This window comes from Dongia sp. P2_B8 (assembly GCF_056404715.1).
The window spans coordinates 338,161-356,185 of the sequence record NZ_JBFUDM010000009.1; the positions used below are offsets into that span (position 1 = coordinate 338,161).

Genomic DNA, 18,025 nt, shown 5'->3' on the forward strand with positions numbered 1-18,025 from the left:
CGGCATGGGCGAACAGATTTTCCTCAGCCTCAATCCCGAGCGCACCGAATTCTATCGCTGGTCGGGCGATCGGCTGATCCAGGTGCTCATTGAAAAGATTGGGCAGGGCAGTGCGGCGGGCGGTGTCTATCTCGGCCGCGTGGTGCGGGTGGAGCAGAGCCTCAACGCAGCTTTCGTCGAGATTGGGCTAGAGAAGCCCGGCCTCTTGCCGCTGAAGCGCCAGGGTGCGCAGCCGACCGAAGGCGATGCGGTAATCGTCCAAGTGCGGCGCGATGGCCGCGAGGAAAAGGGCGTGCGCCTGACCACCAGCGTGAAGGTGCCGGTCGATGTCGTGGCGCTCGCCAAAGGTAAGCAGCCGCCGAGCCAGTTGATTGCCCCGCCTGCCGTCTGGCAGACCGCGCTCGAGGCGCTGTCTGCCGAGCAGGTCACCAGCATCACCTGCGACCGCCGCGTTGACGTGGCGCCCGTCGCCGATTGGTGCCGCAGATACCGTCCTGGCATGGAGAGCAAGGTTGCCTTCCTGCCCGATCGCGACTGGGTGCCCTCGCGCGCCGATATCAAGGAGTGTGTCGGCGAGGCGCTGGAGGAAGAGGTGTTGTTGCCGGGTGGTGGCAAGCTGCTGATCGAGCCGGTTCGCACACTTACGGCCATCGACGTCAATTCGGCGGCAGCTACCGCCGAGAAGGGATTCGAACGCACGGCGCTTTCAGTCAACCTTGAGGCCGCGCGCGAGATCCCGCGCCAGCTTGCTTTGCGCAACCTGGGCGGCATCATCGTGATCGACTTCATCGACCTTGAAAATCGCAACAAGCGCGAGCAAGTGTTGGAAGCTCTGAGGCAGGCCGTCGGCATCGATCCCGCGATCGAATGGGTCGGCAACATGTCGCGTTTGGGCCTGGTCGAACTGCTGCGCCGGCGCACCGGTCCGACCCTCCAGGAGATGTGGCAGGTGCAAAATGGCTAAATGTCCGATCTGCGGAAAGCCAACGGAGCAGGATTACCGCCCCTTCTGTTCAGCCCGCTGCAAGAAGGTCGACCTCAATCGCTGGCTGAGCGATGTCTACCGAGTCTCAGGCGACGCTACCCCGCCAGATGAGGATGACAAGTCAAGCGACTGATCGCGCTGACATTTTTTCAAGTTTCTGGGTCGATATTTGCGGCTGGACAAGGTCCGTTAAAGCCATTAAATATCCGCCCGTTCTTAAAGAGGCCCGGGTAGCTCAGTTGGTAGAGCAGCGGATTGAAAATCCGCGTGTCGGCGGTTCAAATCCGTCCCCGGGCACCATTGCCCCCAAATTTCAATCTGCTCTCGCAACCGCAACGCACCTGCTTGTCAGGCTGCGTGGAACAGTGCTGCATCTTCGGCGCAGGCGGGAACGCCGAGGCTGCTGGCGACGCGCTCGGCCAAAGCCAGGCTTGCTGTGAGGCCGGGGGATTCGATGCCGAAGAGGCTGATGAGACCGGGGGCGCCATGGTCGCCTTCGGTGGCGATCATGAAATCGGATTCTACTCGCGGGTCGCGCGAGAGTTTCGGGCGGATGCCGGTATAGGCGGGTGCGAGGGCGCCGTCGGGGAGGTCCGGATAATAGCGTCGGATCACCGGATAGAATAGATCGGCGCGTGCTGGATCGATGTCATAGTCGATTTTGTCGATCCATTCGACGTCCGGGCCGAAACGCACGCGGCCTCCAAGATCGAGCGTCACATGGACACCCAGGCCGCCCGGCTCCGGCATCGGGTAGACCAGATGCGAGAAGGGCGGCTTGCCGCCAACCAGCGTGAAATAGCTGCCCTTGGCATAGTGCGTCGTCGGCACGCGGTCGGGCGCCAGCCCCAAGGCACGTGCGACGTGGCTGGCCTTAAGACCCGCTGCATTGATCACGCCGCGTGTCTTGAGATCGTCGGGCTCATCGCCACCCAGGCTGATTTCCCAATGGTCTCCCATGCGGGCGCCACGGATAACGGGTGTGCGCAAGGCAAGTACTGCTCCGGCATTCTCGGCGTCGCCCAGATAGCTCAGCATCAATTGGTGGCCATCGACGATACCGGTCGAGGGCGAAAGCAGGGCAGCCGTGCAGCGCAGGTTCGGTTCGAGACTGAGGGCCGCTGCCTGTGAGAGGATTTGCAGATCGTCGACGCCATTCGCGAGGGCTTTCGCGGCAAGTGCATCGAGTGCGGGTTGCTGTGATGGATCGACGGCCACCAGCAGCTTGCCGCAGCGTTTGTGAGGGACGCCGCGGGCGGTGCAATAGCGATAGAGCGCTTGCCGGCCGGAGACGCAGAGCGCTGCCTTCAGGCTGCCGGGCGGATAATAGATGCCGGCATGAATGACTTCGCTGTTGCGGGAACTGGTTTCGCTGCCGATGGTGGGGCCGGCATCGACGATCACCACGTCGCGACCGGCACGCGCCAGGCGCCGTGCAACCGCGAGACCGATCACGCCCGCCCCTATGACCAGAAAATCAAGCATACACTGGACATTATCAGTGCGGCCAGGACCCGTCATCCCGGCAATGCACGCGATGGCGCTATTCTTCGGCGGCGATGGGGCCTGTCGCCTTGGGTTGCTTGGTCGCTTCCGTGACGGCGGGCGGAAGTGCGGGCGCATCCGGCCGCGGCCGGACGACGCTGGCAGTATGGGCGATATCAATTCCGTGCGCGCGGAAGGCTGCGTCTATGGCGAAGTTGAGATCGGAAGTCACCTGGTTCACATAGCTTGTGTCGATGACGAAGCAGCGCAGCTCGAATTCGAGGCCGATATCGACAAACTTTTTGAACAATACGGTTGGCACCGGCTCGGAACAGATGCGGCGTTGCTGACGGGCGCAGTCGAGCAGCAGATCACGTACCAGCTTGGTATCACTGCCGGGGACAACGCGCATCGAGATGACGATGCGGACCACGCGGTCGCGCAAAGTCCAGTTCACGACGGCATTGGCGATCAATTCGGAATTGGGGAAGATCACGCTGGCATTGTCGAAGGTCTCGACCTCCGTCGAGCGCACGGAGATTCGTTTGACGGTCCCTTCGGTGCCGCCCACGACGATCCAGTCACCGACCTTGATCGGCCGTTCGATGAGAATGAGGATGCCGGCCACGAAATTCTCGACGATGGTCTTCAAGCCGAAACCGACACCGACGGAGAGAGCACCGGCGATGATGGCGACACTGGAAAGGTCGACACCAAGTGTCACGACCGCCAAAGTGATGACGATGAGGCTGGCAATGTAACCGAAACCGGCAGCAACGGAGTTCTGCAGGCCGATGTCAAAGCGGGTGGTAGGCAGGACCTGGTCCGACAGCCAGCGTTTGACGCGGCCGACGATAAAGAGGCCCGCTACCAGCACGACGAGTGCGAGTACGATCTCGCCCAGCGATAAGGTCACCTGGCCAACCTGAATGCCGCTCACGGCACGGTCTATGATCAGGTTGAGGAGGGAAGGCGACAGACCATAGAAAATGAGCAGCAGGTAGAAGGCAGGCAGCCATAGGACCGTTTCGACCAGCAGGCGTGCCCAGAAGCTGAGGCGGAAAGCGCTGCTTGCCCCGGGCGCAGTCGCCCCTTCATCTGTCACCTCTGAGCCAAGGAGCAGGGCAAGGCTTTCCAGCATGACCGAGCGCAGCAGCCAGGCGATGCCGACGACGACCAGCGTCGCTGTGACGGCAATCAGCACCGATTCCGAAAGATAGGCATATCCCGCCAACGACAGGAGCGGAGAGGCGCAGGCCACGAAAATCAGCAGGCGGCGGACGAAACCCATGATGCCGGCAAGGCGCGCATCCGGCGCCGCCCAGTAGTCACGTCGCAGCAACGAGAGCGCGATGGTACCGATGACAAGGTCGCGCAGGAACGTGTTGCAGGCGGTGAAAGCATCAGCCGCGATCGGCCCTTCCTTGGTCCCCATCAGGTAAATCATGTTGAAAATCGCAACCATGATTGCCAGCAGGGTCACCTTGTTAGCGATCTGCTGCGCACCTTGCGGCGTGACCGGAATAACCCGCCAGTTCGGCAGATGCGGCGACAATGTTGCGCGCGCAAGGCCCGAAACGAGCAGGAAGACCACCAGGTTCTTGGCGCCGCCACCGAGAAGTTGCGTAAAAAAGTCTTCCTTGACCGGGACGGTCTCGACAATTTTCCACAAGCCGAGCAGGAAGATGCATGGCAGCAAGATGTCGGAGACCGCCATGGCGCCTGCCGCGAGTATGCGGCGCGCATGGCTCGGCTCTTCGATGGCCGGCTTCGGTCCCCAGCGCCGCCGCAGGAACAGATGCAGCCGCCAACCGAAGAAGAGCGCCAGGGCGATCAAGGCGCTGCCGCCAATAAGAACGACGCCTTGCATGCCCTGCGCAGCAATAACCCGCCACCATTGCTGGGGTGCTGCCAAAGTATCATCGACGGCGGACAGCATCTGCTGCCAGCCTTCGACCCATACCATCGGTTTCAGAGGTGCTGGCAACCGCTTCAGGATAAAGGCGGTCCGCTGGCCCTGCTCATGGACTCCCAGCGCGCCGATCAGGTTCTGGGCACGCACGATGGTCAACTGCGCCTGGCTGATATTGCCCTCAAGCTCGGCCTGGCGTTTGACGAGGCTGGCCCGGGTGGCGGCTACTTTGCCATCTTCGGGCGGGGCGCCCTCAGCGGGCGCCGGCCCAAGGCTTTGAAGTTCGGCGATGGTGGATTGCAGGGCTTGCTGGCTGGCGGTACGCAGCGCCTGCGCACCGGTGACAACGGCGGAGAGGTCCTTGGTCGCCGCATCCATGACAGGCGGATCCAGCTCGTCATCCTGCTGCAACGCTTCTTCGGCGCCTTTGAGCGACTTTTCCCATTGAGCAATGCGTTGCGGCACGTCGGTGAGCGGCGCTTGGGCAGGGGGATTCTGCGCCTGCGCGGTCCAGGAGAACAGCAAGAAGGCGAGGGCAATGAGAGCGAAAATCGTGATGGGAGAGCGGCTTAACCGCATTCTGGCGACCTGAAATGTGGCACGGGAGATGGGTGGCGCCAGAGTAGCCACCCCGGCGCCGAAGTCCAGGGCCTACACGCCGCAGGTAGGGTCGGGATGATTATGTTGCAAAATGTTGCCTGGGCCATCCGTCCAGAACACCGGGGGGGCGATTTGGTTTCGCCCCGGGCGCCGTGACCTGCTGGCCGACGGCGCCCGATGGTGGGTGGCTTAGATGCCGATGAAAGGCTGCATCAGGCGGCCGAGCCAATTGCCGAACCGCAAGGGGGCATCTGTGACTGCGAGGCAAATGCAGACATCTTCGGTCCCGGCGACCGGCCGATGTTTGACCGTCTCGTCGGCCATTTCGAGGTCGCCGCGGGTAAACTTCTCGCCTTGCGACTGGTAGCTGCCCTGGAGCACCACGGTGAGTTCCGAGCCGCCATGGCTGTGGTCGAAGACCGAGCGGCCGGGGGCGATGCGCAACAGGCGTGCGGTCACACCATCACGCGCCACCAGCGGCATGTGCTGGATGCCGGGGCCAAGCGAACGCCACCGCGCCTGATCCACGTCACCACCGACATAGTGCCGCAAGGGTGCGGGAAGCAGGATCGACGAAGCTGGCGCATGCTGGTTGACGATAGAGGGATTGACCGGTGTGGCGGCAACACCGCGAGCCCGCGCCATTGTCGCGGCGAAAGCGTCCGAGGCCATCGCCATTTCCGGCAGATCCTCGACCAGGGTCGCTCCCAGGGCTTCATAGGCGGCGATCTGCCGCCGGCAGGCCGGGCATAGCGTCAGGTGCGTGGCGATGGCCAGCGCGTTCGCTTCGTCCAAGGTACCGGCGGCGTATGCGGCGATGAAATCTTCACCCGGATGATGTTTGACGGGCTGATGCATAATCATAACTCAGGCTCTCCAAGTGCCTTGCGAAACCGTTGGAACGCCAATCGCATGCGTGATTTGACCGTACCGAGAGGGATGCCGAGCTGTTCGGCGATTTCGGCATGCGGTCGGTCTTCAAAGAAGGACAAGTGAACGATGGTTGCTTGTTCTTGTGGCAATGTGGCCATAGCCGCGCGCACCGCACGTGCCTGCTGACCGTGATCGAGTTCGGCTTCTGGCGAGGGCGGGTCGTCCTGCACCATGCTGGGATCGTCCAGCTCGATTTCCGGGCGGTGCTGACGCCGGAAGGCGTCGATGCGCAGGTTGCGCGCGATCGAGAATATCCAGGTTCCGGCGCCGGCTTTGTCGGAATCAAAGAGATGGGCCTTGCGCCACACCATCGCCATGGCTTCCTGAGCCAGCTCTTCCGCCATGTCGTCGGCAGCGCCCAACTTGCGCATATATGATTTCAGGCGGGGTGCATAGAAGCGAAACAGCTCCGCAAAGGCGACCTCGTCAGGTGCCGACTTCATGGCACTCAGCAATTCGGTCATGCGCTCCGCGCCCGTATCCGGCCTCTGCGAGCCCATGACTCTATTGTCCGATGTCTTGTGACGTGACGACCATACTCGATTCATAGACCGTTTTGGGGCGCTGCGTACATCTTCGACGACCGGTTCGGGTACGGGTATGTTAGCCGCCACCTCGACCCCCCGCCGCCAGTCCGCACCTGGCAGGCCGACAGTCGGGAAGGATTGGCGCATGAATGGCAGCGTCGTCATGCAGGAAATTACGGCCCCCAGCTGTGTTTGGATCACGGGTATCTGCCAGCTCTTAACTTTTTCAAACTACCCGGCAGCCAACTGGTGTGATCCGGCGGTAGCCAGCACTCGTAGAAAAGCCTGACGAAAGCCATTTCCTCAGACCTTTAGGTCCTTGGGCGATAGCCTGCCAACCCTTCGATAGAGTTCTTCATGGCCCCGAACGATCAGGCATCCTATCCCAGCAATCTTGAGCCACCCCTCTATTCACAGCCAGACGGCCCTGTCCTGGAGGGGAGTCAGAACATAGCTGTGATCGGTTCGGGGATCTCCGGCTTGGCCGCGGCTTGGCTGCTGTCCAAGAAGCATCGCGTCACCCTGTTCGAGCGCGACAGCCGATTGGGCGGGCACAGCAATACGGTCGATCTTGATCTGCCCGAAGGCCGCGTAGCAGTCGACACCGGCTTTATCGTCTTTAATGAACGGACTTATCCCAACCTTGCGGCCCTGCTGGCCTATCTTGGTGTGGGGAGCCGCGCCACAGACATGTCCTTTGCAGCCTCGCTGGACAATGGTGCATTTGAATATTCGGGGTCGAATTTGCGCGGGCTGTTCGCTCAGCGGCGCAACCTGTTGAGGCCCCGCATGTGGCGCATGATTTCGGATATCCTGCGTTTCTATCATCAGTCGCGCCTGGCTGTCGGGCACGGTCCGGCGGAGCTTACGCTGGGCGATTATCTCAATCGGGCCGGCTATGGTGCGAGCTTCATCCGTGATCATCTGCTGCCCATGGGCGGAGCGATCTGGTCGACCTCGGCTGATCAGATGCTGCAGCACCCATTGCAATCCTTCATCCGCTTTTGCGACAATCACGGTCTTCTGCAATTGGTCGACCGGCCGTGCTGGCGGACGGTACAAGGCGGCAGCCGCAGCTATGTACGCCGCATGATCGCGGACGGGAATATCGCCCTGCGCCTCAATGCCCGCATTGTGTCCGTGAGTCGCGACGATGTTCGGCCGACGCTTGCTTTTGCCGATGGCAGCCGGGAGATGTTTGACGCCATTGTCCTGGCCACGCACGCCGATCAGGCCCTGGGACTGCTGGCGTCGCCGACACGGCTGGAGCGTGATCTGCTCGGCGCCATGCGCTATCAATCGAACGCGGCCGTTCTGCATAGCGACACCAATTTGATGCCACGCCGACGGACCGCCTGGTCGAGCTGGAACGTGATCAGTGATCAGGGCGGCGGCCACGCCGATTCCCTGATCTGCGTCAGCTACTGGATGAACAAGCTGCAGCACCTGCCGGTGGCACAGCCGGTACTGGTGACGCTGAACCCGAACCGCTCCGTGCGTGAGGATCTGGTCTGGGCGACGTTTGACTATGCCCATCCCTTGTTCGATCATCGCGCCATGATGGCGCAGCGAGATCTTTGGAAGCTGCAGGGGCAGGGCGGTATCTGGTACTGCGGCGCCTATTTCGGTGCCGGATTCCACGAGGACGGCTTGCAGGCAGGTCTGGCGGTCGCCGAGCGCCTGGGCCAGATGCGCAGGCCCTGGTCGGTCGCCGATCAGTCCGGCCGCATCTATCTGCCAGAGAGCCCAGCCCCCTCCCACCTCATCCCATCCGATCTCATACCGGTGCTCGCAGCATGACAATCCGGTCAGCCATCTATTGCGGGACGGTCATGCACCGCCGTGTGCGCCCCAAAGCGCATCGTCTGCGTTATGGCGTGTTCTATCTTTTGCTGGATCTGGACGAACTGCCGGAACTCGATTTGCGCCTGCTGGGCGTGGAGCGCGCGGCACCTTTTTCATTCCGCGCGCGGGATCATGGCGACGGCTCCGGCAAGCTCAAGCGCTGGGTATCGAATGGTCTGCGCGCGGCCAAGATCCACAGTGAGCTTGGCCGGGTCACGCTGATGACGTTTCCCAGAGTCTTCGGTTTCGTGTTCAATCCGATCTCAGTCTATTTCTGCTACGATCCGGGTGGCGTGCTGATGGCGACCCTCTACGAGGTCAACAACACCTTTGGCGGTCGCCATACCTACGTCCTCGAAGCGAAACCCGATCCGTCCGGGACAGTACGCCAGTCTTGCGCCAAGCGGCTCTATGTATCGCCGTTCAATGATGTCTCGGGCGACTATCGTTTTGCCGTGCGCCCGCCAGCGACCAAGGTGGCGCTGTCGATCGACCAGCACGATGCCGAGGGCCATCTTCTGCAGGCGGCATTCGCCGGGCGGCGCCATGAATTGAACGACCTAGGCTTGCTGCGGGTCATGCTGGTTTACCCGCTTTTGACGCTCAAGGTCGTGGCCGGCATCCACTGGGAGGCCTTGAAATTGTGGGCAAAGGGCGTGCCGCTTCACAAACGCCCCGGTTCCGTCAATAATCCTCCCCAGTCTGATCAGACAAAGCCTGACATGAGGGGGGATAACCATGCCGGGGTCATTTCAGAATCGGGAGCAGCAAGATCAGGACCGGCCAGCGTTGGGGCGTGATGGGACATCCCGCTCGATGATGTCAGGTCTCTGGGAAAGTATCTTCAATCGCGCACTCGGCCATCTTCGGGTTGGGCGCCTTGCCGTGATGTTCCCAGATGGCCGGAGGCATGCCGTCGAAGGCGCCGAGCCGGGACCGGAAGCGGAACTTGAAATACGCGACATGCGTGGCCTTCAGCGCCTGATGCGCGGTGGCGATATGGGTTTCGCCGAAGCCTATATGGCGGGCGAAGTGGATAGCCCCGACCTTACCGACCTCATCGAGCTTGCAGCGCGCAATGAGAGCGCGCTTGCTGAAGCGCTCTCCGGCAAGCGGCTGGTGCGTGCGTGGAACCGCTTGAGACACCTGATGCGCGCCAACACGAAAGCTGGATCCAAGCGCAACATCGCCTATCACTACGATCTGGGAAATGATTTCTACGGGACTTGGCTCGATCCTTCGATGACCTACTCGTCGGCCTATTTCGAGCGTGGTGCCAACGAATTGCAGGCAGCTCAGGTCGACAAATACCGGCGGGTCGCGGAACTCGCGGAATTGGCGCCGGGCAAGCATGTGCTGGAGATTGGCTGCGGTTGGGGCGGCTTTGCCGAAGTGGCCGCGCGCGATTTTGGCTGCCGGGTCACGGGCCTTACCCTCTCCAAGGAGCAGCTGGCCTTCGCCCAGGCACGCATGCAGCGGCACTCTCTCGACGACCGGGTGGAGCTGCGCCTGCAGGATTACCGCGACTGCCCCGGTCAGTTCGACAGCATTGTCTCGATCGAGATGTTCGAAGCGGTGGGCGAGGCGCATTGGAAGCGCTATTTTGATGTGCTGCGCGACCGGTTGAACCAGGGTGGTACCGCAGTCCTGCAGATCATCACCATCGCCGAGGAGCGGTTTGAGAGCTATCGGCGCAATGCTGATTTTATCCAGCGCTACATTTTCCCCGGCGGCATGTTGCCGACGAGCACTGCCTTGCGGCAATTGGCCAATGACAGCGGCCTGCTGCTACGCGGCGAGGATGGCTTTGCCGGCTCCTATGCCCGGACTTTGCGGGAATGGCGTGAATCTTTCCTCAGCGCCTGGCCGAGGATCCAGCCACTGGGGTTCGATGAACGGTTCCGCCGCATGTGGACCTATTATCTCGCTTATTGCGAAGCTGGCTTCCGCGCCGGGTCGATCGACGTCGTGCACCTGAAGCTGCAAAGGTGACGCAGCGCAGCGACCATGCTCATGGCCTGCCAATTCTGACCCGAAGAATGCAGCGGCGGCGGACGCTGAGGCCGCCAGTTTCCCGCGTTTGTGATCTATGCCTAAGTCTCCTGCGTATTCAAAGCATTGGCAGTCGGAATGACGTAGCGTTTCCGATCGATCGGCGAAGGCATGCCGGGATCGCAGCGCAGTTCCGCTCGAACACGCAGGGATGGTGGACATGGCGGCAGATTGGCTTCGGGTTGCTGGCGCCGGTTTGACATTGATGGCCGGCCTGATGATTGGTGGGTGCACGACGATGAAGATTGAAGATTATGCCGGCAAGCAGCCAGCAATGGTGCCTGAGGAATACTTCCTGGGCCAGACGCGCGGCTGGGGCATGTTCCACGATCGCTTCGGCAATCTGCGCCTGCAGTTCGTCGTCGACATGGTCGGCGAAATGCAGGGCGATGTCTTCGTCCTGACCGAGAACTTCGTCTATGACGATGGTGAAAAGGAACAGCGCATCTGGCACATCACGCCGTTGGAAAATGGCGTTTACCGGGGCACTGCCGGTGACGTCGTCGGAACGGCAGAAGGGAAGACGGCGGGAAATGCGTTCAATTGGATCTATGAGTTGAAGCTGAAGGTTGGCGGCAGTATCTGGAAGGTGGCTTTTGACGATTGGCTGTATCTGCAGTCTGACGGCGTCATCTTGAACCGTGCGACCGCAACAAGATGGGGTTTCGAAATCGGGACCCTGACCGCTACGTTTCAGAAGCAGGGCCTGAGCCAAGCGTCACTTCCGGCGCAGACTCAATCGGTCATACAGGCGGCAGAATAGGCTCCAGGACATCAAATCAAGCGCCGCGTGATGGCGAAGTAGAGCCAAGAAGGCAACAGCCTACCTATCTTGAGCAGCATGACAAAGGTCCAGGGAAAAGCGATCTCGAACCCAGCCCCCACCAATCCCCGGCGAATATGGCGGACAGCATCATCCACGGTGATCAGGAACGGCATCGGGAAGTCGTTGGCTTCCGTCATCGGCGTTGCGACAAAACCGGGATTGATGATCTGCAATTTGATGCCTGCAGCATCGGCGCTGGGCTTCAACGCTTCGACCATATTAATGAGCGCTGCCTTCCCGGCACCGTAGGCCGCTGCTTTGGGCAGGCCGCGATAGCCGGCAACGGAGGCGATCACCGCGATCTGCCCGCTGCGCTGCATGCGCATATGCTTGAACAAAGGATCGAGGCAGTTGGCGACGCCGACGACGTTGGTCGTCAGCAGCTGTCCGAACAAGCGGCTGTCGAAATCATCTAGATCCATCGGCTGGTATCGCGCGGCGCTCAGCACGGCGATGTCGATCGGACCATGCTTTCCCTCGATGTCGGCTATTGCTGTCGTGACCGCCCCCTGATCGGTGACATCGACGGGAAGCGTCACTATGTTGGGTGATCCGGCAGCGGTTTTCTCTAAAGTCTCGTGCCGCCGTCCACTGATGATGACGAGGTCACCGGTTCCAGCCACCTGACGTGCCAGTTCCCGGCCAATGCCGCTGCCGCCACCCGTGATCCACCACACTCGTCTTGTCATGGCGCCTTTGCGGCCTGTACCGCGCAGTCAGGAATATCCGCCGCTTTCTACGAGTGCGAAGCGGGGATGGATCATTGCGATCGGATGGTGGCTGGATAGTCGTGCTCTAGCCGACGAGCTTAGCTTCTGTCGAGATCGCACGATCAACGGCGACGCCTTTCACGCGGTCGGCCGGGAAGACCAGACTCATGGTCGTGCCCTTGCCCAGTTTTGTCTGGACCGTCACGTCGCCCTGGTGCCGGCGGATGAGCCCGCGGGTGATCGACAGTCCAAGACCTGTGCCGGTGCGGCCGGCAAGCCCGCTTTCGGCAATATGGGCGGACCGGACGCCGAAAGGCGAGAAGAGGTGCGGCAGGAGCTTGTCGGCAATGCCGATACCGGTATCCTCCACCGAAACCACCAGATCGCCGTTCGGAGCCGGACCGACCAGGACCGCCACCGTGCCCGATGCGGGCGTATGCCGGATGGCATTGCTCAGCAGGTTCAACAGCATCTGGTTGAAGGCGCGTTTGTCGCAATGGAGCACGACGGGTCCGATACCGGTAGGTGCCGACAAGGTGAGGGAACGCTCATCCGCTGCCGGTTTGACCATGGCAAGGCAGCCGTCGATCAGCGGGAGAATGTCATAATCATCGAAATTGAGCGTGACCTTTTCTGCTTCGATCTTCGAGAGGTCGAGGATGTCGTTGATCAGGTCAAGAAGATGTTTGCCGCTCTTGTTGATATGCCCAACATACTCGCCGTAGCGGCGATCGCCCAATGGCCCATAGAGCTTGAGATCAAGAATCTCTGAGAAGCCGAGGATGGCGTTGAGTGGCGTACGCAGCTCGTGGCTCATATTGGCCAGGAAATTCGACTTGGTGCGGTTGGCGTGTTGCAATTCGATATTGCGGCTTTCCAACTCGTGCCGTGCCTTTTCCAGCTTGCGCCGCGACTTGCCGATGCGTTCGGCCATGGAATTGAAGGTGGTGGCGAGGCGGCCGATTTCATCATGGCCGCGGATCTCGGCACGGCTGTCATTTGCGCCATTTTCAAAGCGCTGTACGGACTCGGCCAGCAGGCGCAGAGGGCCGATCACACGGCGTTGCAGCAACCAATGGATGGCCGCAGCCACCAGCAGGAAGGCAATGAGCGTTACGATGACCGAACCGACGAAGGCCTCGGATATGCGCCCGGCAACGCTTTTGACCGGCACCAGGTGGATCAATTTCCAGTTGGGACCGCGCACGATGCTCGCGGCGGCCAGATAAGGTTCACCGCGGAAGGTCGCCGCCCCGACAGACGGTTCGTCACCGGGGCGCAGAGCCTGTAGGACCGGCGCCATGGCCTGGTCTATCTTGGCCTTGTCTTCGGCCATGAAGGCAGCGCTTTCGATCTGGTTCTGCCACTCGCCAGCCAACATGTAGTCGCCGCCGGCATCGACCAGAAAATCCTGGGTGCCGGCAAAGGTGGGATCGCTGGCCAGACGATCGAACAGCCCGGCCAGGAAGAAATCGTGGCCGACCGTACCTACCCAGGTGCCGTTGACGTCGAGCGGCTTGACTGCACTTACCATCCACGAACGCGACACGATATCGTAGGTTGGCTTGGTCCAATACAGCGATCGCGTGGGGTTGTTGGCGGGGGCGGCGCCCGTGATCCATTCGGTGCTGTTGTAATCGTCTGCCGGCGTAGCATCCCAGACATAGGTAGGTACGCGTGGCATCAGGACGATCATCGAATGCCAGCGCGTCAACAGCCATAAAGTATCGAAACGGGGAATGGTCCCTGAACCATAGAGATCGATGATCGGTGTAAGGCGGGCGTGGAACGCTTTGACATCATCGGTCCGCGGCGTCTTGGGGTCGAGATATAGGCCGGCATGCTGGCGGCCATCGAAGGTCTTCGGGTCCGAGCGCAGCGAGCCATCGTCGAACGGAATGACCAGCCGGTCGAAAGCTGCAAGGTCGGCGGCATTTGGCGGCGCCTGCATTTCCGTCGTGATGAAGGTGTTGAGTTTGCTGAGGCTCGGATCGGCTTGGGCCAATGCGGCCTCGATCTCATGCAGCTTATTTTCCTGAAGATTGAGGATGATGCGCTTGGCATCATCGATCGCCCATCTTTCGCTGAAGTAATAAAGGAGCAGGCCGGCCGGGGCACCGACCAGAAAGACGCTGATGGCGAGGGCTGCCATAAGCTGTCGAGATAGGCGCCCGCCAAGCCAGCGCTTTAATCGTGCCCGCATAATGTCCTCTTCAGACCAGCCATCAAATTGCCGCATGAGCATTAATAAAGCATTGAAATGACACGACTTCGTCATGCTCGCCGAAATTGACTGTTTGTATGTTAAGGGGTTGAAAACAGGGCAAAAGTCGCGCATTCTCCGGCCAGACATCGCGAAAAATTAGAGTGATTCAAAAGAATGAGCAGTCGAAATCTCGCTGCCCAGTCGGACGTTGGCGTTGCCGCTTTGGATGGCCGCCTGGACCTGGGTATCGACCGAGCCGCCGAAGCCCTTTTGGGCCAGCAACGGGAAGACGGCCACTGGGCGTTTGAGCTGGAAGCCGATGCCACGATTCCGGCCGAATACGTGTTGCTGAAGCATTTTCTCAACGAGATCGACACGGCTTCTGAAGCCAAGATTGTCCGGTACCTGAAGCGGATCCAGGGCGAGCATGGCGGCTGGCCGCTTTATCATGGCGGCGCTTTCAATATCTCGGCATCGGTGAAAGCCTATTACGCGCTCAAATGCTGCGGCGAGGATATCGATGCGCCGCATATGAAGCGGGCGCGCGAGGCGATCCTGGCTTTCGGCGGCGCTGTCAAAAGCAATGTCTTCACGTTGATCCAGCTGGCGTTATTCGGCCAGATTCCTTGGCGCGGTGTCCCGGTGATGCCGGTCGAGATCATGCACCTGCCGCGCTGGTTTCCGTTTCACCTGGACAAGGTCAGCTACTGGTCGCGCACCGTGATCGTGCCATTGCTTGTGCTGATGTCGAAGAAGCCGTTGGCGCGGAATCCCAAGAAGATCCACGTCCAGGAGCTGTTTCTGGTGGCGCCGGACAAGGTGAGCAATTGGTACAATATGGATCGCAAAGGGTCGTGGGCGGTGTTCTTCCGTGTCCTCGACCGGATTCTACAGCGGGCCGACGGGCTCTTTCCTAAGGGCCTGCGGCAAAAGGCGATCGATAAGGCGGTTGCCTGGGTGACCGAGCGGTTGAATGGCGAAGACGGGCTTGGTGCCATTTATCCGGCCATGGCCAATTCGGTGATGATGTTCGATCTCCTTGGCTATGCCAAGGACCATCCCGACTATGCCATCGCCCGCCAGTCGATTGAAAAGCTGATGGTGTTCAAGGAGGACGAGGCTTATTGCCAGCCTTGCCTGTCACCGGTCTGGGATACCGGGCTTGTCGCACACGCGCTCCTCGAAGTGGGTGGCGAGGCGGCGGCACGCGTGACCGCGGCAACCGATTGGCTGAAGGACCGGCAGATCCTTGACGTCGTCGGCGATTGGGCGGCGAAGGCGCCTGGCGTGCGGCCGGGGGGATGGGCGTTCCAGTACAACAATGATCATTACCCCGACGTCGACGATACGGCGGTGGTGGTGATGGCGATGGATCGCCTGGACCATGCCCGCTACAAGGAATCGATCGACCGTGCAGTCGAGTGGATCTTCGGCCTGCAGAGCAAGAATGGCGGCTGGGGTGCCTTCGACGCGGACAATGAATATTATTACCTCAACCATATTCCCTTTGCCGATCACGGTGCCTTGCTGGATCCGCCGACGGCAGACGTGTCAGCACGCTGTCTCTCGATGCTGGCGCAGCTTGGCTACAAGATCGATCATCCCAAAGTGAAGGCAGCGGTCGACTATCTGATGCGTGAGCAGGAGGCCGACGGCGCCTGGTTCGGCCGCTGGGGAACCAACTACATCTACGGTACCTGGTCGGTGCTGTGCGCCTTGAATGCGATCGGCATCCCGGCGGATCATCCCACCATGCGCAAGGCAGTCGCCTTCCTCGAAAGCAAGCAACGGGCAGACGGCGGTTGGGGCGAAAGTGGTGACAGCTATTGGGGTGACAAGCCACGCGGAGAGGGGCCGGAATCGACACCGTCGCAGACCGCCTGGGCCGTGCTGGGTTTGATGGCGGCGGGCGAAGTCGACAACGCAGCTGTGGCGCGTGGCATGGCCTACCTCACCGAAACGCAGAAGCAGGACGGCACCTGGGATGAGCACGAATATACTGCCGTCGGTTTCCCGCGCGTCTTTTACCTGCGCTATCACGGCTACAAGGCGTTCTTCCCAATCTGGGCGATGGCGCGCTATCGCAACCTGAAGCAGGGCAATTCGCAGCACGTCATGTACGGCATGTGATGACCATTGGTGTCGTCACCGGCATGGAGGCCGAGGCCAAACTGCTCAACGGCCTCAACTATCGCGTCGTGGCGGCCGGTGGCAATCCTGATGTCACGCTGGCAAAGACCGAAGAACTGGTCCGCGCGGGCGTGACGGGGCTGCTCAGTTTTGGCATCGCTGGCGCGCTCGATCCGCGCCTGCAACCCGGCGATCTCATTGTCGCCGACGGCGTGGTGCTGCCGGATGGCCGCCATGTCACTTGCGATCAAGCTTGGCGGCAGCGGGTGCTGGATCGGATATCCGGTCTCGACGTCGGCGTCCTGCAATTTGCAAAAATTGCCGTCAACATTCCGGGCATGGTGGCAGGGGCCTCAACGGCGGCGGCGACCCGCGCGCAGAAGAGCGCACTCTTTCATGCCACCGGCGCGCTTGCGGTCGATATGGAGAGTCATCACGTTGCAGAACTGGCAAGTCGCCACAATCTGCCCTTGCTGGTCATCCGTGCCGTCGCCGACACCGCCTTTGACGATATTCCGGAAGCAGCACTCGTTGGGCTAAACGAAGAAGGACGGCCCGCGATCGGTGCCGTCCTTCGTTCACTTCTGGCAAAGCCCTGGCAGTTGCCTGCCTTGATCCGCGTCGCGCTGCGTTCGCGCGCAGCGCTGGCTGCCTTACTCCGCAGCCGCGCGGGCCTGCTTTAGCTTTTCCTTTTCGGCGTGGATTTCGCCCATCGCCTTTTCGACATGGCTTGAGAAGACATAGTCGGCCGGACGCTGATTCTCCAGCGAGATGTCCGCCACCATCGGCTTCTCGACCTCGATGCCGCGCATGGCGACCTTCAAGGCTTTCAGCGGATTGCGAATCGTATCCTTCACCGCGCTGCCTTCAAAGCCGGAATGGACCATGCAATCGGCGCACTTCTCGTAATTGCCGACGCCATACTTGTCCCAGTCGGTTTCTTCCATCAGTTCCTTGAAGGAGCTGACGAAGCCTTCGCCGAGCAGGTAGCAGGGACGCTGCCAGCCGAACACGTTGCGAGTCGGATTGGCCCACGGCGTGCAATGGTAGCTCTGGTTGCCGGCGAGGAAGTCGAGGAACAGGGTCGACTGGCTGAAGCGCCAGCGGCGGCCCTTGTCGCCCTGACGGAAGATATTGCGGAACAGGTCCTTGGTCTTCTTCCGGTTAAGGAAATGCTGCTGGTCGGGCGCGCGCTCATAGGCATAGCCCGGCGAGACAGTGATGCCGTTGACGCCCATCGCCATGACATCATCGAAGAACGATGCCGCGCGATCGGCGTCGGTGCCGTCGAAGAAGGTGCAGTTGATGTTGACGTTGAAGCCCGCAGCCTTGGCCGCCTTGATGGCCGCGACGGCCTGCTCATAGACACCGTCCTGGCAGACCGACTTGTCGTGCTCGGCCTTCGACCCATCGAGATGGACCGACCAGGTGAAGTAGGGCGACGGCTTGTAGAGATGCATCTTCTTTTCAAGCAACAGCGCATTGGTGCACAGATAGACCGCACGCTTCTGTTTGTTGATAAGGCCATCGACGATTTCCGGCAGTTCCTTGTGCAGGAGCGGCTCACCGCCGGCGATGGAGACGATCGGCGCGCCACATTCTTCGGCAGCACCCAGAGCGTCGGCCACGGAAATGCGCTTGTTCAGAATCTCGGCCGGGTAATCGATCTTGCCGCAGCCGGCGCAGGCGAGATTGCAGCGGAACAACGGCTCAAGCATCAGGACGAGCGGGTAGCGCTTGCGCCCCAACACGTGCTGCTTGACCACATAAGAACCGACGCGGATGGCCTGGCGCAAAGGTACAGACACGGGGTG

The 18,025-nt window shown here is 60.9% G+C and carries 15 protein-coding genes and 1 tRNA gene; 9 read left to right on the forward strand and 7 right to left on the reverse strand.

All coding sequences use genetic code 11. The annotated features are described in order from the left end of the window. Positions 1–4: 4 nt before the first annotated feature. From AC1DWZ_RS22600 to AC1DWZ_RS22610, 3 genes are all read left to right on the forward strand, one after another. Positions 5–964, forward strand: coding sequence for a ribonuclease E/G (locus AC1DWZ_RS22600; RefSeq protein ID WP_477171210.1), 960 nt, complete (start codon positions 5–7; stop codon positions 962–964). Beyond that, a complete protein-coding gene (locus AC1DWZ_RS22605) occupies positions 957–1,118 on the forward strand; it encodes a DNA gyrase inhibitor YacG (protein ID WP_477171211.1) in 162 nt (53 codons plus the stop codon). Before AC1DWZ_RS22600 ends, AC1DWZ_RS22605 begins: the two co-directional genes overlap by 8 nt. 91 nt (positions 1,119–1,209) lie before the next feature. Next, positions 1,210–1,285, forward strand: a tRNA-Phe gene (locus AC1DWZ_RS22610). Between the two features lie 48 nt (positions 1,286–1,333). On the opposite strand, the gene AC1DWZ_RS22615 is transcribed toward AC1DWZ_RS22610, so the two are convergent. The 4 genes from AC1DWZ_RS22615 to AC1DWZ_RS22630 all read right to left on the reverse strand — a co-directional run bounded on the left by AC1DWZ_RS22615 (position 1,334) and on the right by AC1DWZ_RS22630 (position 6,379). Further along, positions 1,334–2,470, reverse strand: a complete 1,137-nt coding sequence (locus tag AC1DWZ_RS22615) for an NAD(P)/FAD-dependent oxidoreductase (protein ID WP_477171212.1) — start codon at positions 2,468–2,470, stop codon at positions 1,334–1,336. Positions 2,471–2,528: 58 nt separating this feature from the next. Further along, positions 2,529–4,961, reverse strand: a complete 2,433-nt coding sequence (locus tag AC1DWZ_RS22620; protein ID WP_477171213.1) for a mechanosensitive ion channel family protein — start codon at positions 4,959–4,961, stop codon at positions 2,529–2,531. 210 nt (positions 4,962–5,171) lie between these two features. Then, a complete protein-coding gene (locus AC1DWZ_RS22625) occupies positions 5,172–5,846 on the reverse strand; it encodes a ChrR family anti-sigma-E factor (protein WP_477171214.1) in 675 nt (224 codons plus the stop codon). Next, positions 5,843–6,379 carry a sigma-70 family RNA polymerase sigma factor gene (locus AC1DWZ_RS22630; protein ID WP_477171215.1) on the reverse strand — a complete coding sequence of 179 codons (537 nt, stop codon included), beginning with the start codon at positions 6,377–6,379 and terminating at the stop codon, positions 5,843–5,845. Before AC1DWZ_RS22630 ends, AC1DWZ_RS22625 begins: the two co-directional genes overlap by 4 nt. Before the next feature lie 420 nt (positions 6,380–6,799). On the opposite strand from AC1DWZ_RS22630, the gene AC1DWZ_RS22635 reads away from it, so the two are divergent. The 4 genes from AC1DWZ_RS22635 (at position 6,800) to AC1DWZ_RS22650 (ending at position 11,102) form a co-directional block, all read left to right on the forward strand. Next, on the forward strand, positions 6,800–8,242 hold the full coding sequence (locus tag AC1DWZ_RS22635) for an NAD(P)/FAD-dependent oxidoreductase (protein ID WP_477171216.1): 1,443 nt from the start codon (positions 6,800–6,802) through the stop codon (positions 8,240–8,242). After that, positions 8,239–9,087, forward strand: coding sequence for a DUF1365 domain-containing protein (locus AC1DWZ_RS22640; RefSeq protein ID WP_477171217.1), 849 nt, complete (start codon positions 8,239–8,241; stop codon positions 9,085–9,087). Before AC1DWZ_RS22635 ends, AC1DWZ_RS22640 begins: the two co-directional genes overlap by 4 nt. 16 nt (positions 9,088–9,103) lie before the next feature. Further along, a complete protein-coding gene (locus tag AC1DWZ_RS22645; RefSeq protein ID WP_477171218.1) occupies positions 9,104–10,279 on the forward strand; it encodes a class I SAM-dependent methyltransferase in 1,176 nt (391 codons plus the stop codon). Between the two features lie 220 nt (positions 10,280–10,499). Beyond that, on the forward strand, positions 10,500–11,102 hold the full coding sequence (locus tag AC1DWZ_RS22650) for a DUF3833 domain-containing protein (protein ID WP_477171219.1): 603 nt from the start codon (positions 10,500–10,502) through the stop codon (positions 11,100–11,102). Positions 11,103–11,113: 11 nt separating this feature from the next. Here the strand turns inward: AC1DWZ_RS22650 and AC1DWZ_RS22655 are convergent, their stop codons facing one another. Both AC1DWZ_RS22655 and AC1DWZ_RS22660 read right to left on the reverse strand, forming a co-directional pair. Further along, a complete protein-coding gene (locus AC1DWZ_RS22655) occupies positions 11,114–11,854 on the reverse strand; it encodes an SDR family NAD(P)-dependent oxidoreductase (protein WP_477171220.1) in 741 nt (246 codons plus the stop codon). A gap of 106 nt (positions 11,855–11,960) precedes the next feature. Beyond that, positions 11,961–14,027 carry a sensor histidine kinase gene (locus AC1DWZ_RS22660; protein WP_477171221.1) on the reverse strand — a complete coding sequence of 689 codons (2,067 nt, stop codon included), beginning with the start codon at positions 14,025–14,027 and terminating at the stop codon, positions 11,961–11,963. 228 nt (positions 14,028–14,255) lie between these two features. Between AC1DWZ_RS22660 and shc the strand changes: the two genes are divergently transcribed. After that, entirely contained in the window at positions 14,256–16,211 is a 1,956-nt protein-coding gene (shc, locus tag AC1DWZ_RS22665; RefSeq protein ID WP_477171222.1) for a squalene--hopene cyclase, read from the forward strand. After that, a complete protein-coding gene (locus AC1DWZ_RS22670) occupies positions 16,211–16,894 on the forward strand; it encodes a phosphorylase family protein (protein ID WP_477171223.1) in 684 nt (227 codons plus the stop codon). The genes shc and AC1DWZ_RS22670 overlap by 1 nt, the downstream gene beginning before the upstream one ends. On the opposite strand, the gene hpnH is transcribed toward AC1DWZ_RS22670, so the two are convergent. Beyond that, on the reverse strand, positions 16,865–18,019 hold the full coding sequence (gene hpnH / locus AC1DWZ_RS22675; protein ID WP_477171224.1) for an adenosyl-hopene transferase HpnH: 1,155 nt from the start codon (positions 18,017–18,019) through the stop codon (positions 16,865–16,867). The genes AC1DWZ_RS22670 and hpnH overlap by 30 nt on opposite strands. Between the last annotated feature and the right edge of the window lie 6 nt (positions 18,020–18,025).

What these genes read in the sequence shown, in the direction of transcription:
- AC1DWZ_RS22600 (WP_477171210.1), top strand. Translation starts at nt 5, where the DNA reads ATGGGCGAACAGATTTTCCTCAGCCTCAATCCCGAGCGCACCGAATTC.
- AC1DWZ_RS22605 (WP_477171211.1), top strand. Translation starts at nt 957, where the DNA reads ATGGCTAAATGTCCGATCTGCGGAAAGCCAACGGAGCAGGATTACCGC.
- AC1DWZ_RS22615 (WP_477171212.1), bottom strand. Translation starts at nt 2,470, where the DNA reads ATGCTTGATTTTCTGGTCATAGGGGCGGGCGTGATCGGTCTCGCGGTT.
- AC1DWZ_RS22620 (WP_477171213.1), bottom strand. Translation starts at nt 4,961, where the DNA reads ATGCGGTTAAGCCGCTCTCCCATCACGATTTTCGCTCTCATTGCCCTC.
- AC1DWZ_RS22625 (WP_477171214.1), bottom strand. Translation starts at nt 5,846, where the DNA reads ATGATTATGCATCAGCCCGTCAAACATCATCCGGGTGAAGATTTCATC.
- AC1DWZ_RS22630 (WP_477171215.1), bottom strand. Translation starts at nt 6,379, where the DNA reads ATGACCGAATTGCTGAGTGCCATGAAGTCGGCACCTGACGAGGTCGCC.
- AC1DWZ_RS22635 (WP_477171216.1), top strand. Translation starts at nt 6,800, where the DNA reads ATGGCCCCGAACGATCAGGCATCCTATCCCAGCAATCTTGAGCCACCC.
- AC1DWZ_RS22640 (WP_477171217.1), top strand. Translation starts at nt 8,239, where the DNA reads ATGACAATCCGGTCAGCCATCTATTGCGGGACGGTCATGCACCGCCGT.
- AC1DWZ_RS22645 (WP_477171218.1), top strand. Translation starts at nt 9,104, where the DNA reads ATGATGTCAGGTCTCTGGGAAAGTATCTTCAATCGCGCACTCGGCCAT.
- AC1DWZ_RS22650 (WP_477171219.1), top strand. Translation starts at nt 10,500, where the DNA reads ATGGCGGCAGATTGGCTTCGGGTTGCTGGCGCCGGTTTGACATTGATG.
- AC1DWZ_RS22655 (WP_477171220.1), bottom strand. Translation starts at nt 11,854, where the DNA reads ATGACAAGACGAGTGTGGTGGATCACGGGTGGCGGCAGCGGCATTGGC.
- AC1DWZ_RS22660 (WP_477171221.1), bottom strand. Translation starts at nt 14,027, where the DNA reads ATGGCAGCCCTCGCCATCAGCGTCTTTCTGGTCGGTGCCCCGGCCGGC.
- shc (WP_477171222.1), top strand. Translation starts at nt 14,256, where the DNA reads ATGAGCAGTCGAAATCTCGCTGCCCAGTCGGACGTTGGCGTTGCCGCT.
- AC1DWZ_RS22670 (WP_477171223.1), top strand. Translation starts at nt 16,211, where the DNA reads ATGACCATTGGTGTCGTCACCGGCATGGAGGCCGAGGCCAAACTGCTC.